The sequence below is a fragment of the Vibrio sp. SCSIO 43132 genome (genome assembly GCF_019904195.1).
GTDB classification, from domain to species: Bacteria; Pseudomonadota; Gammaproteobacteria; order Enterobacterales; family Vibrionaceae; genus Vibrio; species Vibrio nigripulchritudo.
Genome location: NZ_CP063199.1, coordinates 246,600 through 268,075, shown reverse-complemented (window position 1 = coordinate 268,075; position 21,476 = coordinate 246,600). Strand labels below are relative to the sequence as shown.

Sequence of the window (21,476 nt, the reverse complement as noted above, 5' to 3'; positions counted from 1 at the left end):
GGCGTTTCACGGATGAAATAGCAAACGTTTCAATATGGCTGTGTTAGAATCGCCGCCAATTCTTTCCTGTTTTGGTTTCGTATCTGGAGTTCAAATGAAACGCGATTTGGCGATGGCTTTTTCCCGAGTCACTGAAGGTGCTGCACTGGCTGGTTATAAATGGCTGGGACGTGGTGATAAAAACGCAGCGGACGGCGCTGCTGTTGAGGTCATGCGCGCGCTACTGAATAAAACGGAAATCTCGGGTGAAATTGTCATCGGTGAAGGTGAAATCGATGATGCGCCTATGCTGTACATTGGTGAGAACGTCGGTATTGGTGGCGATGCGGTTGATATTGCTGTTGACCCGATTGAAGGCACTCGCATGACCGCTATGGGTCAGTCCAATGCATTAGCGGTATTGGCGGCAGGTGAAAAGGGCAGCTTTTTGAAAGCACCTGACATGTACATGGAAAAACTGGTTGTTGGTCCGGGTGCAAAAGGGGTGATCGACTTAGACAAACCTCTGGCTGAAAACTTAGCCAACATAGCTGAAGCTCTCGGAAAAACGCTGGACACTCTGACGGTAATCACTTTGGCGAAACCAAGGCACGATGATGTGATTGCAGAAATGCAAAAAATGGGTGTACGTGTATTTGCAGTGCCAGACGGCGACGTGGCGGCATCTATTCTAACGTGTATGCCAGACAGTGAAGTAGACGCTATGTATTGTGTGGGTGGTGCGCCAGAGGGTGTGGTTTCTGCTGCGGTTATTCGCGCACTAGACGGCGACATGCACGGTCGCTTATTGCCACGCCACGAAGTGAAAGGTGATACGGAAGAAAATCGCGCTCACGGTGAGCAAGAGCTGGAACGTTGTAAAGAAATGGGCGTCACGGCTGGCATTGTTTTGCGTATGGAAGACATGGCACGCAGCGATAACGTGGTATTTTCAGCAACAGGTATCACCAAGGGTGACTTGCTTGAAGGCATTACTCGTCAGGGCAATATTGCAACAACGGAGACGCTATTGATTCGTGGTCGTTGTCGTACCATTCGTCGTATCAAATCGATTCATTACCTTGAAAGAAAGGATGATGAAGTCCGCGACATCATTTTATAGCCCAGGCTCAAATCGAGTGTTATCAAAGCGCAGCCAGGCTGCGCTTTTTTAATCCTGAACATGGCGATTTTTCCTGAAAAAATTAACTATCAAGGTCACGGGTTAATGCGTCTTTAAGTTCTGATACCAAAGCTTCAGCACTATTGCGGATTTAATCAAGAGTTTGCTTTATTAACTTCATACCTCATAATAGTCCCAAGGGTGAATGCCCTAGCTATGAGGGGAAGAATGAAAACAACGGATCGTATCTTACATAAAATCAAGCGTGAAGGTGCCATCACTGCAAAGAAGCTATCGCAAGACTTTTCCATGACTACCATGGGTGCTCGCCAGCACCTACAGAGCCTAGAAGAAGATGGCTTGTTGATTTTTGAGGATGTGAAAGCCAAAGTTGGACGCCCCACTCGCCACTGGTCGCTGACAGATAAAGGTCATGAACAGTTCTTTGATGGTCATAGCGATCTGATGATCAACATGATTGATGCTGTCGAAGCGGTGTTCGGTAAAGAGGGGATGAAAAAAGTCACCGCCGAACGTGAAGCCAGCACACTTCGTCAATACCGCTCAGCCATGGCGCATTGTCAGACTCTCGAAGAAAAACTCAACATTCTTGCAGAGCTCCGCGAAAGTGAGGGCTATATGGTTGAGTTGCTAAAAAACGATCAAGGGTTTGAATTAATTGAAAATCACTGCCCAATTTGTCGTGCTGCAAAGCGCTGTCCTAGCCTCTGCCTTTCCGAGATAAATGTCTTTCGTAAGCTTTTAGGAAAAGAATACTCCATCGAGCGCACCGAACATATCATCCAGGGTAAACGTCGGTGTAGTTACCAAATAAGCGCGCAATAATTTCCCAACGGTATCATTTACTTATACAGCAAGCTCATCTTGTCGCTTTACTTATTAGTGCAATTGCATATATCAATTGTGAGACTGGACAATAATAGAGCAATTAAAGTGCATTTTTTGAGCTAATTTTATCGTATGCTCTGCTCATGTGCTGTAACAAAGAAGTAGGAGGGTGCAGATGGGACGCGCTCAATATGATCAAACTTTACCTCCATTTGAGGAGCTTGTCGCTCTGGCTCAGGATGACCCAGAAGCGTTTAACGAATTTCGTCAAAAGATGTGTGAAGAGATGATCACTTACGCTTCGGTTGAGATGCAGCCTCGATTAAGAGCTCAGCAAAGCCATATCGAGAGAGTGATCGACCGATGCAAGAATCCAACGCATGCCAATGTGGCATTAATGAATGAGCTGACAATTCAAATCGGCAAGTTTCAAGATGCGTTGCACGGTGATATCACCAAAGAATCCGCCGATATTGTTCCGTTCAATCTAGAACGCAAGCAATAAGGTATGAAAACAAAAACGGACCTGAATTCAGGTCCGTTTTTTCATTCGTAGGAAAATCACCTTTCAGGTGGCTTACCGTACTGGTTCTCTTTTTGGTCGCCGGGTAAAAATCCACATTCGACAAGAATCCATGCTCCTGCAACTAAAGCGAGTAAAGAAGCAACCGTCTCGATTGCGGTTGTCTGCATCTGAACGCCCGGAGCCGCAACTGGCGCGAGAACACGTCCCGCAATAACTGGGATGTGCAGCGCAAGCCAGTACACCGATTTACCTCTGTCATGCCAGCGCTTTGCGGTGATTGCCAGATCGGGATAAAGCATACATGCCAAAAAGAAAATGGCGATAACGTTGCCCAGCTCTGGGAACAGCCCTCCTGCCCCGTAACTGAATCCAATCACTATTAAGTAGTAAAACGCGTTCCAGATCCAGAATACCTGACGTCCGACACGTCCTTGAAAAGAAAACAAATATTGCTTAATCGACATCTCTTACCTTTGCTCAATTGAGCACTTTTTGAAAACATTTGGTGTCCATATCCCGGACATTGATCGTCAAACTATGAACGGCGCTTGCCTGCTCTTGGAGAATATCCATCAGTTGACGGGACAGGTTGCGCTTTTGTTCTTCTGTTCGTCCACTTAGAAGATCGAAGGTAATGTGGATGAAATCCACCGTATCTTCCTGATCGCCTACCAGCCAGTGGTGACAGCGGAAAGCTCGTGACTTAACAGAAGCGACGTCAAACAACCCACTCTCTATGGCTGCCTGATGCAGATCTTCCAATAGAAGAGGGACATTAACGCGCTCGTCCACTGAATTTGAATACTCCATCACTAAATTTGGCATTGCTACATCCCTGTTATTCTTCATTGTGACAGCGCTTAACATACAGGAAAATAAGCGCCTTGGTGCACCACAGACTGGATTTTGCCTGCCTGATCACTGCAAATTACTTTCTTAGTGACAACATGAGATCTGACCTTACAGCCAGATCGCGGAAAGACATGACACCAGTCATGATTTAGCCGTATTAATCTGTTATATTCTTTCGCAATCACGTTTATTTTTTACATTAATTAATGGAGATATTCCTATGCGTCGTCCTGTAGTGATGGGTAACTGGAAACTTAATGGCAGCAAAACTATGGTCACTGAGCTGCTAAACGGCCTTAATGCGGAACTTGAAGGCGTAACTGGCGTAGACGTTGCAGTTGCTCCACCAGCACTTTACATTGATCTGGCTGAGCGCTTGATCAAAGAAGGCGGCAACAAAATCATCCTAGGTGCGCAAAACACTGACGTGAACAACAGCGGTGCATTCACAGGTGATACTTCTCCAGAAATGCTGAAAGACTTCGGTGCGTCTCACATCATCATCGGTCACTCTGAGCGTCGTGAATACCACGTTGAGTCTGACGAGTTCGTTGCTAAGAAATTCGCTTTCCTAAAAGAAAACGGTCTGAAGCCAGTTTTCTGTATCGGTGAGTCTGAAGCACAAAACGAAGCAGGCGAAACTGAAGCAGTTTGTGCTCGTCAAATCAACGCAGTAATCGACGCTTACGGCGTTGAAGCGCTAAACGATGCAATCATCGCATACGAGCCAATCTGGGCTATCGGTACTGGTAAAGCAGCAACAGCTGAAGATGCACAGCGCATCCACGCTTCTATCCGTGCTCTAATCGCACAAAAAGATGCAGCAGTTGCAGAGCAAGTAATCATCCAATACGGTGGTTCTGTTAAGCCTGAGAACGCAGCTTCTTACTTCGCACAACCAGACATCGATGGTGCTCTAGTTGGCGGTGCGTCTCTAGACCCTAAAGGTTTTGCTGCTATCGCAAAAGCAGCAGCGGAAGCAAAAGCTTAATTTCGCTTTTCCTCCAGAATGACAAAGACCAGCCTCGGCTGGTCTTTTTTGTTGTATGTGTTTACCTTCACTCAAACTGCACTTTTGCCAAAGCATTAGCGGCTTTATTAAGAAAGGGGAGGTAAAGCCTTAGCTCTTCCAAAGATTTGCGGATTTTAGGGGCATGCACAGACACGGTAAAACAGACACTGCCTTGTTTGTCTCTCACAGGAACGGCAATCGCCACCATACCTTCCATAAATTCTTCCCGGTCAAATGCAATACCTTCACGACGAATCTGATCCAGCTCTTCTTGCAGTTGATTAGAGTCCGTTAAGGTAAAAGGAGTGTAAGACTTTAATGGCGTCGCGTGAACGAGCTTATCCCGCACTTTGGGCGTCATATGTGCCAACAGCATTTTCCCGCTGGCGGTACAGTGCAGTGGCAACTGCGACCCGACGGGCAGTTGTATTCGATAAGGCCAGTTGGCTTCCACGCGATCAAAATAAACCGTGTGGTCCCCATCCAGCATGGTGCAGTTGCAGGTTTCATCTACCTCCTGAGACAGCACTTTTAAGATGGCGTGCCTTGGAGCACTAAGCGCATGATTCGACATGATGCCCAGTGAAAACTCCCTTGCTCTGAGACCAGGAATGTAACGTCGGCTGACGGGTTCTCTTTCCACCAGCCCTTCCTGTTCCAGTTGCTGAAGAATACGATTTAACGTGGGCTTGGGCAGCCCAAGCTCCTCAATTAAATCGGATGTTGATACGGGTTTGGGGGCCTGTACGACTTTCTCCAGAACCACAAACCCTCGCATGATAGTGGGATGTGTTGCTCGTTCCCCGTCCATCTGCCTTTCCTTCTTTTATGCACCACCACATTGGAGGTGATTGACTTAACCAGCTCCGCCGAATTGCAGCAGGAATGTTGAAAGCGGAGGCCAGAAAGCAATAATAAGCCAAGCCACCATCAATGCGAACAGATACGGTAAAACATGACGAACAATCGTGAAGTACGGTATCCCTGTCATCCCACTGGCCACATAGAGATTTAGCCCGTAAGGCGGTGTGATAAACCCGATGGCATCGCCCACTAAGAACACCACTGCAAAGTGAATCGGATCAACACCCACACTGTAAGCAATCGGTGCCAGAATAGGGGCTAAGATGATAGTGTTGGGCAAACTTTCCAGTACGGTTCCCGCCATTAATACCAAGAACATACACGCTAATAGCACGAATGTTGGATCGCCGATACTCGACATCCAGCCATTCACTACCTCCCCAGCCCCTAGTAAAGACAACAACTGTTGCATCACCACAGAAACCGCAATCAAAGGCGCAAGCATGCCTGTGATCTGACCGGAACGAAGCAATATTTCAGGTAACTTAGACAGCTTTATCTGACGTGTCACCAACACACCCGCTATCAGGCAAAAACCGACGGTTACGCCTGCCGCTTCTGTTGGTGAAAATGTACCGGAATAGATGCCGTAAATAACAATCGCAATTGCCAGTATCCCTAGATACGCCCTAAACCCTGCGCGCACAATGCGTTTCGGCTCAAAGCGAATCATGTCGCCCCAGTTATTGCGTCGGCTGACAAGATAGCAGGTGACCTGCATGGCAATCACCATCAAAATGCCTGGAAGCATGCCTCCGATGAACAGGTCACTGATCGACAAATCGAGCAAGAATCCGTACACGATAAAGATAATGCTGGGCGGAATGATGATTCCGACCGTCCCTCCGGCTGCCACTGTTGCCGCCGCGAATCGCTTATCGTATTTGTTGTTTTCCATTTCAGGCTGCATGATCGAGCCGATAGTGGCCGTTGTTCCGGCATTCGAACCAGAAATAGCCGCAAACATCCCACAAGCTCCGATGGTTGCCATCCCCAGTCCGCCTCGCACCCAGCCTAATATGGAATAGGCAAAGTCCGACATTCGCTTCGCAATCCCCGCGGCATTGATCAGGTCGCCCGTCAGAATAAAAAGCGGGAGCGCCAGCAAACCAAAGAAGCTCAACCCTTCAAACAAGGTGACCCCCACGTTTGCCAGTGTAAAGTCAATCACCAGGCTGCACCCTACAACCCAGAAACCGATCACCAGAAAAATCGGCACTCCCAGTAAAAATAGCCCCGTGACACCAATCGATATCAGGGTAATTAACGTTCCATTATCCATTTGTACTCCTTAATCCAATAGCGATGCTTGGAGCACAAACGGCTCTTTGTTGCGGTAACGTGTAATGTCCTGCATCAGATTCTGCAGCACCCGAATCACAATCAGCCCCCAAGCCAGAGGAGTCGCAAGGTAAAACCACCACTCCATTACGTTGTCTGTACCTCCGACAATGGCAAAGTTGTCATAGGCGAGCCAGGTTTGCTGGTAGGTGTAGTAAATGACGATGATGGCGAACGTAATCCAGAGAACCGCATCGAGTACAAAGCAGAAAAACTGCATGCGATACGACAGACGAGACCGAATTTCAGTCAGTGCCAAGTGAGTGCGCTTTTTAATGTTGTATGACGCACCAAACCAAGTAACCCATAAGAACAGCAAAACAGGAACCGTCGTACTCCATGGCACCTGCTGGTTGAATAAGAAGCGTCGAATCACCTCAACAAAGATGATTCCCGCCATGGAAATGTAAGTAATCAGAATGATCACTTTTTCGGTGTTGTTATCCAGCCAACGAAAAAGCACTCGAAGAAACGTCATATCCCTATCCTGTATTCCATTGAATGAAAGCGGCAGCGGATGCACAACACATCCGCCTCGCTGTATTTAGCTTTGCCACCAGCGCTGTGGCTCAACATTTACCGGAGCCATGTCTTTAGGGATCTCGCGAGCAATGTCATAAATTTCCTGATAGGTATCATGACCACCCGACCATTTGTTCAGGCGCTCACGCCATGCTTCCCAAGGTTTTGGATTGAATTCTGGCGAACACATCTCTTCCGCTTTTCTCAACTCGGCATCGGACAGCGTTGCCACGCGGACGTTGTTCTCGGCAAAGATGGTGCCTGGCTTTTGTGGGTTGGTTGCTCCGACAATGTCGTACAAACCTGCCTCATTCATCCCCTGAGTGTAGATTTGAGCAAGATAGGCAGACTCCATCACCGCGTCTTGCAGCTCCGAACCCAGCTTGTCGAACACCGACAGGTTCATGGCGGTGTGCTCCGTACCACAGAAGAATTTCAAGTCGACACATTGCGAAACCACCGGCGCCATACCAGCGTACGCCACTGCACCCATCCAGGTTTCAGCGCCATCGATTAAGCCTTGCTTCAATCCGTCTAACGTTTCTTCCCACGCAATGGGAACCGGATTCAGGTTCATTAGCTCCATGGCGATTCGCCCAAGCTGAGTCCCCGTGACTCGGTTCTTTGTTCCCGCTAACTGGTCGACAGATGTCACGGTCGGTTTGTCCTGCCACTTCAACCCAAGCTGTATGCCGCGCAATTCGCAGTGGGTAAACAAGAACTGGACGTTATGGCGTTTTCGCAAAGGTTCACGAAGCAGTGCCTCACTCTTTTTGCTGTAGAAGAAATGGTATTGCGCCGCGCGAGACGGAAACATGTAGGCGTAATCCAATACATTCAGATATGGTGCGCCACCGGCTGAGTTCTGAGTCGAGGCAGAATAGACATCAACAATGCCCTGCTGGGTCTTCTTGATGCAGTTGGTCTGTCCACAGATTTGGTTGCTGCCAATAAACTCCACCCGAATGGCACCGTTGGTACGCGCTTCCAGATCTTTGGCAAAGAACAACTGACCCGACTTCTGAATATCAAGGTTTTTCTCGTTAAAGCCCGACGCACCGAACTTCAACTGAAACTTGGGTTTCACGGCATAGCGCTTTTTGGCGGTTTGCTCAGCAGCATTTGCCAGCTGAGACAAGGTTGCTCCGGCACCTAATGCGCCAGCAGCCAGTAGTGTGGATGTCGCCCCGTATCGGGCAGACACTTTCATAAATCCACGTCGGGTTAATTTTTCGTCTCTCATGGTTATCACTCCATTGACTAAAAATGAACAGCGCTTCCCTATTTCTGACTACCGCTTTTCGACAAACTCAGGGGTTTCTCACCTCAATACACAAGCATTGCAATAGGTCGAACAACACGCCGTTGTAGTTATTGAATCTCCTCACATTGCCCATTTTTAACCCAAGCAAATGTTAAATTTTTTGATTCAACGTTGCTCATTTATTACACAAAAAAATAAAAAAACAACCCTTGACTTAAAAAATTGAGCCATTTAGTCTCAATAAATGAAACTTAAGACTTATTGGATTTGATGGCGAAAATTTCTGAGTCGCCATCACACGATGACAGGGAATGTGAAAAAATGAGCACATCGGAAACGCAGTTTGACTACATTGTGGTTGGGGCAGGATCCGCTGGATGCGTGTTAGCCAACCGGCTTTCTGCTAACCCCAAAAACAAGGTTCTATTGTTGGAAGCGGGAGGGAACGACAACAACCCATGGCTGCACATTCCGGTTGGGTATTTTAAAACCATGCACAATCCGAAAACCGACTGGTGTTACCTCACCGCCCCCGACAAAGGCATCAATCATCGCCAATTACAATGGCCGCGAGGGAAAGTTATTGGCGGTTCCAGCGCTCTCAATGGTCTGTTGTATGTTCGTGGTCAGGCGGAAGATTATGATCGCTGGGAAAAGCTGGGGAACAAAGGCTGGTCATACCTAGAGGTGCTGCCATATTTCAAAAAGTCTGAAGATCAAGAGCGCGGAAAGAGTGAGTTTCACGGTGTCGGTGGACCGCTCAAGGTATCGGATTTGCGGTTGCGTCGCCCCATAGCGGATTTTTTCATTCAGGCTGCCGTGCAGGCAGGCATACCAGAAAACCCAGACTACAACGGAGCATCTCAGGAGGGAGTGGGCTATTTTCAGCAAACTGCTTACAAGGGCTTTCGCTGGAGCACAGCAAAAGGTTTCCTGAAACCGGTACTTTCCAGACCGAACCTGACAGTGGCATTGCACGCTCAGGTTCACAGAATACTCTTTGAGGGAAAAACGGCGATTGGGATTGAGTACCAGCAGAAGCAATCCAAAGCCATCGCCAAAGCTTCAAAAGAAGTCATCCTGTCTTCTGGTGCCATTGGATCGCCTCAGATTCTTCAACTGTCTGGAATTGGTGATCGTGATCTGATGGCTCAACTTAACATACCATTGATCCACGCCTTACCCGGAGTGGGTCAAAACTTGCAGGATCATCTGCAAATCCGCTTAGTGTTCAAAACCAGCCAACGCACACTAAATGACGAGGTCAACAGTGTATTCAAACGCCTGTGGGTAGGCATGCAGTACGCGTTTAACCGCACTGGACCTCTTACCTTAGCCGCCAGTCAGGTGGCGGTATTTACCCAATCCAATGAATCGCTTTCCAGACCTGATATTCAGTTTCACATGCAGCCGCTGAGTGCTGATAAACCGGGTGAAGGTGCACATCCATTTTCGGCTTTTACGTCTTCGGTTTGTCAGCTTCGCCCGTACAGCCGTGGGTATGTGCAGATAAAGTCTAGTGATCCGGCGGAGCACCCAGAGATACAACCGAATTATTTGTCGGATGAAAGAGATGAAAAAACAGTGGTAGACGCCATCAAGGTGGCCAGAAAAATTTCGGCACAGCCAGCGCTGGCAAAGCACATTCTCGAAGAGTTCGTCCCGGGAAGCCAGTATCAGACTGATGAGGAGTTACTGGAAGCCGCAAGAAACTTCAGCCAGACCATTTACCACCCCACCAGCACCTGCAAAATGGGCAATGATGATATGGCAGTGGTGGATGAACGTTTAAGAGTTCATGGGGTGAAACAGCTTAGAGTGGCAGACGCATCCATCATGCCGGAGATCGTGTCGGGCAACACCAACGCCCCCACTATCATGATCGCTGAAAAAGCCGCCGATATGATTCTGGAGGACAATGGAAACTAGGGAGTTAGTCACTGACTTTCAATAGGATGCGAATAAAATGTTCGTCTTCGTAATCGACGTCGTAATCAAACTGACTATTGGCGTATATCGCCCCTAAAAAGGTGTGTCGGTGAGACTGATTGCCACGAAACAGCATGGGAATGCCCACCTGAAGCTGGTTGGTATCGTTAAAGTGTACGTTTAAATCTTGTGAAAGCACCGCCACCAGACAGCCGTTTTTATTGTGGTCGAGATCCAGCGCTTCAGGCGTTGAAAGCACAACCGTTGTCCCGAGTTTCTTTTCTATCTCATTGATCAGCAGCAGGTAGCCATCAAGATGCGGGTAACCGGGTTTTCCGTCTTCACCCAATACCAACCCTTCCAGAAATCGCTCTAAATTGGCGTTCGAATGCTTATTTAGCTGTACAAAAAGCTTGATTTGTTTGCGAATGGATTTGTATTTATTGAGCTTTAACTTGGGTTTGAACCAACGCACCAACGCCTCGTTTTTCTTTGCCGTTGAAAGCAAAGTGCGAGGGTTTGACTGAATTTGAAACTGAAGATGCAGCAACGCATGTAGAGTCAGAGTTTTAAAAAGTTGCGAGTGTTCCATTTAACCGACGTTATGATTTTATTATTAGAATTGTGAAGAAGGAGTTTACAGACTCCAAAGACTATAAAACCACTTGAGCGACAATTACTCAAGTGGTTCAGTTGGCGATGTGGGCTATATACCGTCTCCGCCGATGAAAGTCTGGGATTTGCCGTTAAATTGCTGATCCATGTCGAGCGAGGGCTTGTCGCTTTTTGGTCGACCGACGATTTTGGCCGGTACACCAGCGACGGTGGTATGCTCAGGAACCGCCTGTAAGACAACAGAACAGGATCCAATCTTAGCGCCTTCACCTACTTCGATGTTGCCAAGAATCTTAGCACCAGCTCCGATCATGACACCTTCGCGGATCTTCGGATGTCGGTCGCCGCTTTCTTTACCTGTACCACCTAACGTCACGTCCTGCAAAATAGACACATCATCTTCAACCACCGCGGTTTCACCAATGACGATACCCGTTGCGTGGTCGAGCATGATGCCTTTTCCTATCCGCGCCGCCGGGTGGATATCCACCTGACACGCCACGGAAATCTGGTTTTGCAGGTAGGTGGCTAGCGCAACGCGTCCTTGTTTCCACAACCAGTTCGCCACTCGATAGCCTTGAAGTGCGTGAAACCCTTTCAGGTAAAGCAATGGCATAGAATACATGGCAACCGCTGGATCTCGATTGACCGTTGCACAAATGTCGCATGCTGCAGAGGCTGTCAGATCGGGATCTGAATTAAATGCCTGTTCCACCACTTCACGTACTGCCATGGCTGGCATTGAGGCTGTCTTGAGTTTGTTGGCTAAGATGTAACTCAGCGCAGCCCCCAGACTGTCATGATTGATGATGGTTGCATGATAGAAACTGGCAAGCATCGGCTCTTGCTCCGATTGCTCTCTCGCCTCTCTGACGATGGCTTTCCAGACCTTCTGTTTTTCACATTGCTTCATTGTGGTATTCCGATCTTCCTTGAAAATGAGGCAGCGCCAACTGCCACAAAGTCATTTAAGCTTCTGCTTTTTTGTCACGCGCGAGCAGGTCTTGGGCCGCCATGCGCGCATCTTTACCTTGATACAATACTTGATAGATTTGTTCAACTATTGGCATTTCAACACCCATGCGCTCTGAAAGTACCCACACTTCTTTGGTGTTGCGATACCCTTCGACTACCTGACCAATTTCTTCCTGAGCAGTATCTACATCTTTGCCTTGCCCAAGTGCCAAACCGAATCGACGGTTTCGAGACTGGTTGTCGGTACAGGTCAGTACCAAATCGCCTAATCCGGCCATTCCCATAAAGGTTTCAGGCTGAGCTCCTAATGCAGCGCCTAACCGGGTCATTTCAGCCAGACCTCGGGTAATCAGTGCTGTTCTTGCGTTAGCACCAAATCCGATACCATCAGACATACCAGCACCGATGGCAATCACGTTTTTCACTGCACCGCCAAGCTGCATACCAATAAAGTCGCTATTGGCGTATACGCGGAATGTCTTGCTGCAATGGATTTTCTCCTGCAGATCTTTCACAAAGTCTGAATCTGGAGACGCCACTGAAATAGCCGTTGGCAAACCTTGAGCTAATTCTTTTGCAAACGTAGGACCAGACAGCACTGCTAAAGGATAACTCTCGCCAAGTTGTTCTTGCGCCACCTCTTTTAACAAACGACCCGTTTCCGGCTCCAAACCTTTCGTCGCCCAGCAAATTCTGGAATCTTCACGTAATACAGGTTTGATGCTTTCCAGCACAATACCAAAGACATGACTTGGTACCACCACCAGCAGATCTCGGCTTGCCTGTACGGCTTTCTCTAAGTTGTCTTCGATAATCAGTGTGGGTGGGAATTCAATCCCTGGCAGGAATTCGTGGTTTGCTCTTTCGGCTTGAAGGCGTGCCATGTGCTCCGGCTCGTGCCCCCACAGAATCACATTTGCACCATTGCGCGCTAATGAAATAGCCAGAGATGTGCCGTAAGAACCAGCGCCAATCACAGTCATGGCTATCTCTTTGCCATTGTAATTATTGGTACTGTGTTGGTTGCTTTGAGGTTGTGTCATCGTTCCACCCGATACATGTCGTGAGTATGGAGTTAGTATACTCAAAAAACGTTACCGTATGCTTGTGAGGCAGGTACATAATAAAAATGCACATCGCATCGTGAGATTTGATGTGCATAACAATCAAAATTCCACTGCCTTTTCAGGCTGTGGTTAAGGCGATTAAGCTTGCGCTTCGCCTTCCTGAGCTTGCTGCTGTAGGTAGTTCATGAACAGAGCGTCAAAGTTAACTGGCGCTAGGTTCAGTTGAGGGAACGTACCTTTAACTACTAGGCTGGAAATCGTTTCACGAGCGTATGGGAATAGGATGTTCGGGCAGAAAGCACCTAGGCAGTGAGCCAGTTGACCCGCTTCCATGTTTTCTGCTGTGAAGATACCGCCTTGCTGAACTTCACATAGGAAAGCAGTTTTCTCATTTTCTGTGTCACCGTTTTTCACAGTAACAGTCAGACGAAGTACAACTTCGTATACGTTCTCACCCAGTTCACGGCTTTGCGTGTCCAGATCCAGTTTTACGTCTGGCGTCCATTCTGTTTGGAAAATTTCTGGAGAGTTTGGCGTTTCGAAAGAAACGTCTTTTAGGAAGATACGTTGAATTGCAAAGTTTTGGTTTGCTTCTTGAGGTGCTGCTTCAGCCATTGTCAAAATCCTTTAATCAATATATTTGCCCCGGCAACGCCAAGGCATGAAAACCTGTGTAGGTATCTGTGAAAATTATTTCTTACCACGAACCTTATTTCTTACCACGTACCAATGGTAGATTCGCTTCATTCCACGCAATCAAGCCATTTTTCAGTAAGTAAACCTTCTCAAAACCAGCTTTGTTCAGCTCATTCGCACTTGCTTGCGCAGTTTGACCTGTTTTGCATACCACAATGATTGGGTTCGATTTATGCTTTTCAAGGCTCGCGATGGAACCATTTTTGATATCTGAAGGCAAAATGTGAACTGCGCCTGTAATATGACCTTTCTTGAATTCGTCCTTGGAACGAATGTCAACAACCACACCATCTTCGCGGTTCATCATGTTGGTCACTTCTGCGGCAGTAACTTCTTTGTAGCCTGCGGTTTTGCTCTTAAAAATATTGACGACAAGGGCGACGAAAATACCGGCCCATACCATCACTAGAATGGTGTTATTGGAAATAAAATCTAAATATTCTTGCATGTCCTACGCTCTTGCAACGCTTACGCGGGTGTCTGTAAAGGGCAGAGTATAACGTCGAAGGTGCCGAAATTCGATAATGGTTGTTGAAAGAAGTGAAATAAGAGGCAATGCTCACCTTTCAGGTCTCCAATCTTTGGCTTCTGACCCAAGATTGACAATAGTTTTGGGGTTTTGAACCAAACTCATAAAAATCGATACTATTGAATTAAATCAACAACATATGCAATGACATTTATACAAACCGTTGGAGATATTGTATAGTCTGCGCACAATTGCAATTAAATACGACCAGTTGAACTATTCGGTAAAGGAACCGCCATGAGACGACTTGTTCAAATCACGCTTGCTTTCGCTTTGACCCTTTGCTCATTTCTGTCATGGGCAGACGCCAAAATCAGCTACCTCGGGAATTACACACACAATGGTGCTTCCGCCATTATTGTTCAGTTTGATGAGCAGGTGCCTTTCCAGAATGCGGTGTCCATCTCGACTAAAGATGGTGAAGAACTGCCGAATACTTGGGTATTCAATAAAGCCAAGACTGCGCTTATCTATGCTGACATCGAGGTGGGGAAGAATTACGTTCTCACTTTGAATCAGGGGCTGAAATACGAGGATAAGTCAGAACACGCGGTCAGCATCTATCGAAAAGACCCAACGGTGGAAGTCATCGGGCGAGGTCCTGTGGTACCAGCCAACGGAAAGCGTAGTATCCCGATTTCTACGGTGAACGTTGAACAGGTTTCAGTTGAAGTATTGAAGGTGTCTAACCCTGCAGCGTTTCTCAACACTTCGCATTACTCTTCACAACCTGATCGCTGGGCACTGAACCGGCTGACCAGTTCAACGGCTCCGATAACGGTTCTGAATTTCGATATTCCTGCTGGCAAAGCCAATCAGTCCCAATACACTGAGCTTTTCTTACCTGACGAGCTGGTCAATGGCTGGTACCTGTTGATTGTTAAACCGACGGGCAGCTACAGTTACGACAGTGAAAAAGCCATTCAGGTGGCACTGACCGATGTCGGTATTCAAACCAAAGTCTTTCCTAAGCAACTGGCGGTCTACCTCTCTTCTTTCTCAGATTCATCTGCTATTACCGATGCCAACATTTCGGTTCATCACAGAGACGGCAATGTCACGGCACTTGGCAAGTCGACAGACGGTTTTGCTCAATTCGATTACGAAGTCAAACAGGGCGATATCCTGTTCGTTCAGAAAGGTGAAGAAGTCAGCCTTCTTCCACTTCGTGAAATGCCTCTGGATCTCTCGGATTACAAAGTGGCAGGCAGACAATATCAGGACCATGAAGCCTTTATTTATTCCAATCGGGATCTGTTCCGTCCGGGAGAAGTTCTGCCTCTCAATATCATTGCCCGAGATCAGGATGGTGAAGTACTGCAAGACGTGCATCGCTTGTATGTGGAGTACATCAAGCCCGACCAGAGTATTGCCGCAAGTCGTTGGTTAAACCCTGCTTCAGCAAATGGCTTCTTCAGTGACGAATACGCTATTCCAGCCAGTGCGCCATTAGGTAAGTGGGTCGCACAAATCAAACTGCACAAAAAAGCCAAAGCGCCGATCAGCACATTCACGTTTGATGTGAGTGAATTTGTTCCAGAACGTATGGATTTGACGGTGGATATACCTAAATCCATTGAATTAGGTGCCGCTAAAACTACGGCAGAACTGGACGGTCAATATCTGTTTGGCTCACCGGCAGCACAGAATCGCGTCTCGATAGACACGCATTACCTGCCAACCCATTACTTTGACACCGACCTGAGTGATTTTTATGTCGGTCAGCCGTTTAACATTTCTTACTGGCGCGATGTTCCTGATATCGAAGACATCAAGCTTGATGACAATGGTAAGTACTCCCTAACCTTCCCACTGTACGCGCCTGAACTGATGAAGTCGCCAGTCAATGCTCTGTTCACGTTTGAACTGTTTGAGACGGGTGGTGCAAGCGTTTCTCGCAATCAGCAGCGTCAGTTGTGGTCAGGAAAACCATTAGCCGGAATTAAAGCACCAGATGATGACATTAACTCATACAGCAGCGTTGAATTTCAGGTGGGTTTGCTCAGCGGAGATGGTAAAACCCTGCAAGCAGGCAACCTTGATTATGTTTTAGAGCGCAATGCGGGCGGATACTACTGGGTTTACAGCGAAAGCAGTGGCTGGGATATTCGCAGTGACGATAAATGGCGACCAGTCCAAGCAGATAACCTTCTCACTGAAGCAGGAAAAGCCATTCCACTTCAGCTGAATGTCGAGTGGGGACGCTATCGCCTTACGATAACCACCGAGCAAGGTACAGTTACACGATTCCCTTTCTGGGCTGGTTGGAATGAAGGCAGTGCACAGCAACCTGTAAAACCTGATCAGTTGTCTATGACGCTTGATAAAAAGCGTTACACGGCAGGCGATGACGTTCAGGTAACCGTATTCAGCAAGCAAGCGGGTGAACTTCAGTTGAGCCTGGATGGCGGACAGTCGCTTTTGCAGCAGCGTCATGTGATTGAAGCAGGCGAACATCAGTTCACTCTGCCAATTGATGCCAGCCTGAATCGTCACGACCTTTATGTCACTGCCACGTTAGTCAGCAGTGCCGCTGAGCAGCAAGCAGGAGCTAAAGCTCTGCCTAGACGTTTCTTTGCTATTGCCCCCGTAATGCTTGATCGCAAAGACAGGGTTTTACCTGTGAGTATTGAGCACGCAGATAAGCTGCTGCCACTAGAGCCTGCTACCATCAAGGTCAAGCTGGACAAACCCTTAGAGCAAAAAGCGTGGGTCACGCTTTCTTTGGTAGACAGAGGCATCATCAATCTCGCGAAGTATGAGCCGCCTGTGATGGCAGACTGGTTCTTCTCGCACCGACGTTACCAAAGTGATGTCATCGATATGTATTCCCGCTTCTACCAGACTCGTCCGGATTCCTTCGTGACGCGTCACCGTTATGGCGGCGATCAGGAGATTGACCTGAACGTCAGCAACGATGATCTGGTGGAAAGCAAAACCATCACCATTATGTCTGAATTGGTGCAGTTCGACCAAAATGGTGAAGCCAACATTACCGTGAATATCCCGGATTACAATGGTCAGGCTCAGGTTGTGGCGATGGCATTTACCGACAGCCAATATGGTCAGTCGGAGTCTAATGTAACTATTTCGGCACCTATTGTGGCGGAGTTGGCAGTACCACGTTTCCTGACTCCAGAGGATTCAAGTCAAACTTATATGGAGCTGTTTAATACCTCCGGTACAAATCAGACGGTGAAAGCTTCGATAGAAGGTGGAGACATTCTCTCTTTACCGGGGGAAACGTCGTTCGAGTTTACCCTTCAGGATGGCGAACGCACTGGTGTGCCCGTTCCGTTCAACATTGGCAAAATCCAATCAAACTCAGAAGTTATCACTCTGAAACTCACCATAGATGCGAAGGGTGATGATGGTACTCGCTACCACCAGCAGCGTGACTGGGATGTTCCAGTGCGTATTGGGCAGCCGATGGCAAGCCAGCGCACTCTGATTACACTAGCGCCCGGTTCGGATGCTGTTGATTCAGGTACAGCCGAAGGCAGCACTTACACCCTTACACCGGACTTGTGGAAAGATTACCAGGACTTCACTGAACAGTTTGCCGCTGTCACCTTCTCACGCTCTCCTCAGGTCAATATTGCTGAATACGCTCAGGGGCTGTTCCGCTACCCGTATGGCTGTGCTGAGCAGACCACCAGTAAAGCAATGCCGTGGTTGTTTGATGATTCAGACTTAACGGCAATAAAAGCCAAAGCGGCGGGCGACAAACCCGTTCGTCAAATTATTGAAGATTCGATGAACCGTTTGTCCACCATGCAGAAAAGCAACGGCAGCTTTTCTCTGTGGAGCAGGCATGGTGACGCGGACGACTGGCTCAGCATGTACGTGACCGAATACCTCCTGGAAGCCAATGCACGCTTTCATGATGTGGTTCCTGCCAAGATGCTGGAGCGAGCAAAAGAAAACCTGACACGACTAATCCGAAATGGCAAAGCCGATCAAGCCAGTCATTTCTATGCCTTATGGCTCGGAGCTAAAGCTGGTCTGGTCAACAATGCTCAGCTGTACAACACATCGCAGCAGTTGACCGACAAACCGAATCACGCCATTTCACGTTTATCCGCAGCGCATTTTGGCGGCGCATTCCTTCTGAATGGTCAAACTAAGCAGGGGGAGAAATTCTTCAGTTGGACAGAGTCGGACACGATGCGCAGCCGGACTCGTTATTACGAATACGGCAGCAAAATTCGTGATATGGCGATGACGATTGCGATCCTGGAAGACGTTCGCAAGGTGATTAAACTGAGCCCTGAAATGCTTTCGCTGAGAAACCGACTGGCAATTCGCGTTATGGAACTGTCTGCTCAGAGAAACTGGCTCAGCACTCAGGAACGCATGGCGCTGGTTCGTGCAGGTATTGCATTGAAGCAAGATAACGGAACATCGGTTTCCATCGAGATTTCTGAAAATGGCACTCAGCGTGAGTCGACGGCGAAATCTTCTGGGCACGAGCTGCTGGCAGAAGGAAGTACCCTTTCCAATCCGAGTAATCAGCCCGTTTTCATTCAGATCGCAACCAAAGGGCTAGCTAAACCGGAATACTTACAATCCACGATTCAGTTCCGACAAGCCATCCGTTCTTACCGCTATGAAAACGGCGATAAGTACAAGGGAGAACCACTCAAGGTCGGTGACAAGCTGATAGTGTCTGTCGATTACAATCTTAGGGAAAAAACAAACAATGCACTGATTGTTGAGTACCTTCCGACGGGCTTTGTGCTTGAGAACCCTCAATTCACCAACAGCGCAGAAATCATCAAAGCAGCGAAAGTGGTGAAAAGCAGCAGTTGGGACATGCTTGAGTATCGCAACGATCGCCTAGTGGCTTCCACCAACATGAAATCGGGCAGCCAGTATCGCATTAACTATGTATTGCGAGCTGAAACCCCAGGAGAATCGGCAATTCCAGCTATGTTTATGGAAAATATGTATCAGCCTGAGAAGCTGATTTACAAGCCTTATCAATCCATTCCGTCGATCACCATTCGACCATAGAGGCTAAGCCGAGGTATGGCTTTGAAACTCAGAAAAGGATTGGTTTGGACTGTAAGTATCACCGGCATCATGGTGGTACTTGCAGTCTTGTCCTTTTTTGTTGCCAATGCTTGGTCTCCTCTGGATCTTGAGGAAAAATTTGACCACAGCACGACAGTCTACAGCCGCTATGGTGAAGTCCTCAGACAGTTTTCTAACTCCAAAGGTGTATTTCGCATTCCAATCCATCATCAGATTGAGGGAGAAGTTGTAAGCCGACCAGTGTCTGAGGTTTATCTCAGCGCCCTTTTGGAGTACGAAGACAAGTATTTTTACTACCACCCGGGGTTTAATCCCTTTTCGTTGGTTCGCGCCCTTGCTCAGCAAGTCGTAAACGGACGGGTCATTTCCGGCGGTTCAACTATTACCATGCAGGTCGCTCGTATGTTTTACCCATATGAGCGTTCTTATTGGGGTAAGGTTGAGCAAATTTTCCGGGCTCTCCAGCTTGAACTTCACTACTCGAAGGAAGAGATTCTCGACCTTTACCTGACGCACACCCCTATGGGTGGCAACATTGAGGGAGTGGAAGCAGGTGCCCAGCGATATTTTGGCAAGTCGGCTCAGGATTTAAATTTAACGGAAGCACTGACTCTGGTGGTACTTCCACAGCGCCCCACCAGCACCAGACCAGATCGCCACCCCGAAAGAGCTCTGGCAGCAAGAAACAAAGTGTTGAAGCGCGTTCAGAGTGAGTTAGCACTTACCGATGAAACCTTGAAGCTATTGTTGGCAACACCTCTGGATGCCTCTCGCTATTTCCCGCCCGTTTTAAGCCCTCTTCTGGCAAGAAGGCTTCATTTAGCCAGCCCTGAACAGCCAACATTTAACACTTTTGTTGATCATACTTTGCAGGCATCGATTGAAGATTTGATAGCACAGCGTTCGGTGAGTTGGTCAACCGCGCTGTCGAGCGCTGTTTTAGTGATAGATAATGAGTCAGGGGAAGTGATTGCTTACAAAGGCTCTGCGGATTTCAATAACCTGCGTCGTTATGGTCATGTGGATATGGTTCATGCATTACGCTCTCCTGGTTCCACACTCAAGCCTTTTATCTATGGTCTTGCTCTGGAAAAAAGGCTGGTTCACAGTGGCAGTTTGCTGATGGATATCCCCATTTCGCACGGAGACTATCAACCGCAAAACTTTAATCGCTATTTCAGTGGTCCCATTCGGTTAGACCGAGCGTTGCAGCTTTCAAAAAATGCCACTGTTGTTCAGGTGCTAAGTCAACTGGGATCACAACAATTTCTCGACTGGCTCACCAGCAGCCACATTCCCTTAAAAGCGAATGACCCGAACCTTACGGTTGCACTTGGCGGGGTGGGTACTAACTTATCGGGATTAGTTTCTTTGTATTCAACGCTTGCCCGACAAGGCACCGCTGTTCATCCCAGATATGTAAAAGACGCACCCAGCCATGTAACACCATTACTCTCCCCCTCTGCAAGCTGGGTAATTTTCGACATCCTCTCGCAGATCCCGCCACCCGAGCGTTTCGCGCCAGCCTATGGCAGAAAGGTGGCATGGAAAACAGGCACCAGCTACGGTTTTCGCGATGCCTGGTCTATCGGGGTCAGCAAAAAATATACGGTCGGTGTATGGGTTGGCAGACCGGATGGCTCTCCTAACGTTGGAAAGACTGGCGCCAAGCAAGCAGCGCCCATTATGTTTGATATCTTTGACCTGCTCCCACCAGAAAGCGAACCAATACTCAAGCCAGAAAATGTCACTGCCGGTGAGGTTTGCTGGCCAAGTGGACTAATGAAAAACAGTGTTGAAAGCGAGCACTGTATCAGTGCACAACCAGCCTGGCTCATTGATGAGCAAGCGCCACCGACGTTGCGCTTCCAGGAGCCTTTAAACACGTTACACAAGTGGCCGACACCACTTCTTCAGTGGTCTTTAGCCAAAGGTGTTTCCTTAACGGACGAGACAGAAAGTGCCACCAAAAAAGTGAAGGTACTCTCCCCACAAAGCGGGATGCAGTTTTTTCCTTATCCAAACCAAACTTTTCAATTGAAAGCATCGATAGAACAGGTTGACTGGTATTTGAATGATGTACCGATAGAAAAATCTATTCTAACCTTTGATTCTATGCCAACAGGCAGCCATACGCTGACAGCGTGCTCTATTCATTGCGATAGCATAGACATTTATGTTTACAAGTAACACTGAGCCAGCAGAATTCGCCCCCTCCCCAATTGCGCTACTGATGAAAATCATTTTCTTTATGGTGCATAATTCGCAATAATTCCCGGCAGATAGCGGTGATTTT

General features: G+C 47.9%; 18 protein-coding genes. 7 read left to right on the top strand and 11 right to left on the bottom strand.

Going from position 1 to position 21,476, the window contains the following annotated elements; translation table 11 throughout:
- The first annotated feature begins 94 nt into the window (after positions 1–94).
- From glpX to INR79_RS01190, 3 genes are all read left to right on the top strand, one after another.
- Positions 95–1,102: a class II fructose-bisphosphatase gene (gene glpX / locus INR79_RS01200; protein ID WP_223095678.1), complete on the top strand. Its 1,008-nt coding sequence runs from the start codon at positions 95–97 to the stop codon at positions 1,100–1,102.
- Between the two features lie 228 nt (positions 1,103–1,330).
- Positions 1,331–1,948: a helix-turn-helix transcriptional regulator gene (locus tag INR79_RS01195; RefSeq protein WP_004405376.1), complete on the top strand. Its 618-nt coding sequence runs from the start codon at positions 1,331–1,333 to the stop codon at positions 1,946–1,948.
- 178 nt (positions 1,949–2,126) lie between these two features.
- A complete protein-coding gene (locus INR79_RS01190) occupies positions 2,127–2,456 on the top strand; it encodes a DUF3135 domain-containing protein (protein ID WP_004405378.1) in 330 nt (109 codons plus the stop codon).
- A gap of 56 nt (positions 2,457–2,512) precedes the next feature.
- Here the strand turns inward: INR79_RS01190 and INR79_RS01185 are convergent, their stop codons facing one another.
- Complete coding sequence (locus INR79_RS01185; protein ID WP_022591187.1) at positions 2,513–2,941, bottom strand: DUF805 domain-containing protein; 429 nt, start codon at positions 2,939–2,941, stop codon at positions 2,513–2,515.
- A 13-nt stretch (positions 2,942–2,954) separates the two neighbouring features.
- Positions 2,955–3,302: a 5-carboxymethyl-2-hydroxymuconate Delta-isomerase gene (locus INR79_RS01180; protein WP_022551991.1), complete on the bottom strand. Its 348-nt coding sequence runs from the start codon at positions 3,300–3,302 to the stop codon at positions 2,955–2,957.
- 247 nt (positions 3,303–3,549) lie between these two features.
- Here INR79_RS01180 and tpiA point away from each other — a divergent pair, with 247 nt between their 5' ends.
- Positions 3,550–4,320, top strand: a complete 771-nt coding sequence (gene tpiA, locus INR79_RS01175; protein WP_004405381.1) for a triose-phosphate isomerase — start codon at positions 3,550–3,552, stop codon at positions 4,318–4,320.
- A 67-nt stretch (positions 4,321–4,387) separates the two neighbouring features.
- Here tpiA and INR79_RS01170 read toward each other — a convergent pair whose 3' ends face one another.
- From INR79_RS01170 to INR79_RS01155, 4 genes are all read right to left on the bottom strand, one after another.
- A complete protein-coding gene (locus tag INR79_RS01170; protein ID WP_004405382.1) occupies positions 4,388–5,152 on the bottom strand; it encodes an IclR family transcriptional regulator in 765 nt (254 codons plus the stop codon).
- Positions 5,153–5,197: 45 nt separating this feature from the next.
- Positions 5,198–6,487, bottom strand: a complete 1,290-nt coding sequence (locus INR79_RS01165) for a TRAP transporter large permease (protein ID WP_022551992.1) — start codon at positions 6,485–6,487, stop codon at positions 5,198–5,200.
- Positions 6,488–6,496: 9 nt separating this feature from the next.
- A complete protein-coding gene (locus INR79_RS01160) occupies positions 6,497–7,024 on the bottom strand; it encodes a TRAP transporter small permease (RefSeq protein ID WP_223095676.1) in 528 nt (175 codons plus the stop codon).
- Between the two features lie 66 nt (positions 7,025–7,090).
- The gene (locus INR79_RS01155) at positions 7,091–8,311 is read right to left on the bottom strand and encodes a TRAP transporter substrate-binding protein (RefSeq protein ID WP_022590495.1); all 1,221 of its coding nucleotides are present in this window, start codon (positions 8,309–8,311) and stop codon (positions 7,091–7,093) included.
- 342 nt (positions 8,312–8,653) lie between these two features.
- Between INR79_RS01155 and INR79_RS01150 the strand changes: the two genes are divergently transcribed.
- Positions 8,654–10,261, top strand: a complete 1,608-nt coding sequence (locus INR79_RS01150) for a GMC family oxidoreductase (RefSeq protein ID WP_223095674.1) — start codon at positions 8,654–8,656, stop codon at positions 10,259–10,261.
- A 4-nt stretch (positions 10,262–10,265) separates the two neighbouring features.
- On the opposite strand, the gene INR79_RS01145 is transcribed toward INR79_RS01150, so the two are convergent.
- The 5 genes from INR79_RS01145 to INR79_RS01125 all read right to left on the bottom strand — a co-directional run bounded on the left by INR79_RS01145 (position 10,266) and on the right by INR79_RS01125 (position 14,062).
- Positions 10,266–10,853 (bottom strand): DUF2913 family protein, encoded by a 588-nt coding sequence (locus INR79_RS01145; RefSeq protein ID WP_004405393.1) that lies wholly within the window; start codon positions 10,851–10,853, stop codon positions 10,266–10,268.
- A 114-nt stretch (positions 10,854–10,967) separates the two neighbouring features.
- On the bottom strand, positions 10,968–11,789 hold the full coding sequence (gene cysE, locus INR79_RS01140; RefSeq protein ID WP_004405395.1) for a serine O-acetyltransferase: 822 nt from the start codon (positions 11,787–11,789) through the stop codon (positions 10,968–10,970).
- 55 nt (positions 11,790–11,844) lie between these two features.
- Entirely contained in the window at positions 11,845–12,894 is a 1,050-nt protein-coding gene (gene gpsA, locus INR79_RS01135) for an NAD(P)H-dependent glycerol-3-phosphate dehydrogenase (RefSeq protein ID WP_223095672.1), read from the bottom strand.
- Positions 12,895–13,056: 162 nt separating this feature from the next.
- Entirely contained in the window at positions 13,057–13,533 is a 477-nt protein-coding gene (gene secB, locus INR79_RS01130; protein ID WP_004405399.1) for a protein-export chaperone SecB, read from the bottom strand.
- A gap of 94 nt (positions 13,534–13,627) precedes the next feature.
- Entirely contained in the window at positions 13,628–14,062 is a 435-nt protein-coding gene (locus tag INR79_RS01125) for a rhodanese-like domain-containing protein (protein ID WP_004405401.1), read from the bottom strand.
- Between the two features lie 318 nt (positions 14,063–14,380).
- On the opposite strand from INR79_RS01125, the gene INR79_RS01120 reads away from it, so the two are divergent.
- Together INR79_RS01120 and pbpC are read left to right on the top strand one after the other, a co-directional pair.
- Positions 14,381–19,159, top strand: coding sequence for an alpha-2-macroglobulin family protein (locus tag INR79_RS01120; protein ID WP_223095670.1), 4,779 nt, complete (start codon positions 14,381–14,383; stop codon positions 19,157–19,159).
- A 21-nt stretch (positions 19,160–19,180) separates the two neighbouring features.
- Entirely contained in the window at positions 19,181–21,370 is a 2,190-nt protein-coding gene (gene pbpC / locus INR79_RS01115) for a penicillin-binding protein 1C (RefSeq protein ID WP_223095668.1), read from the top strand.
- Positions 21,371–21,476 lie beyond the last annotated feature (106 nt).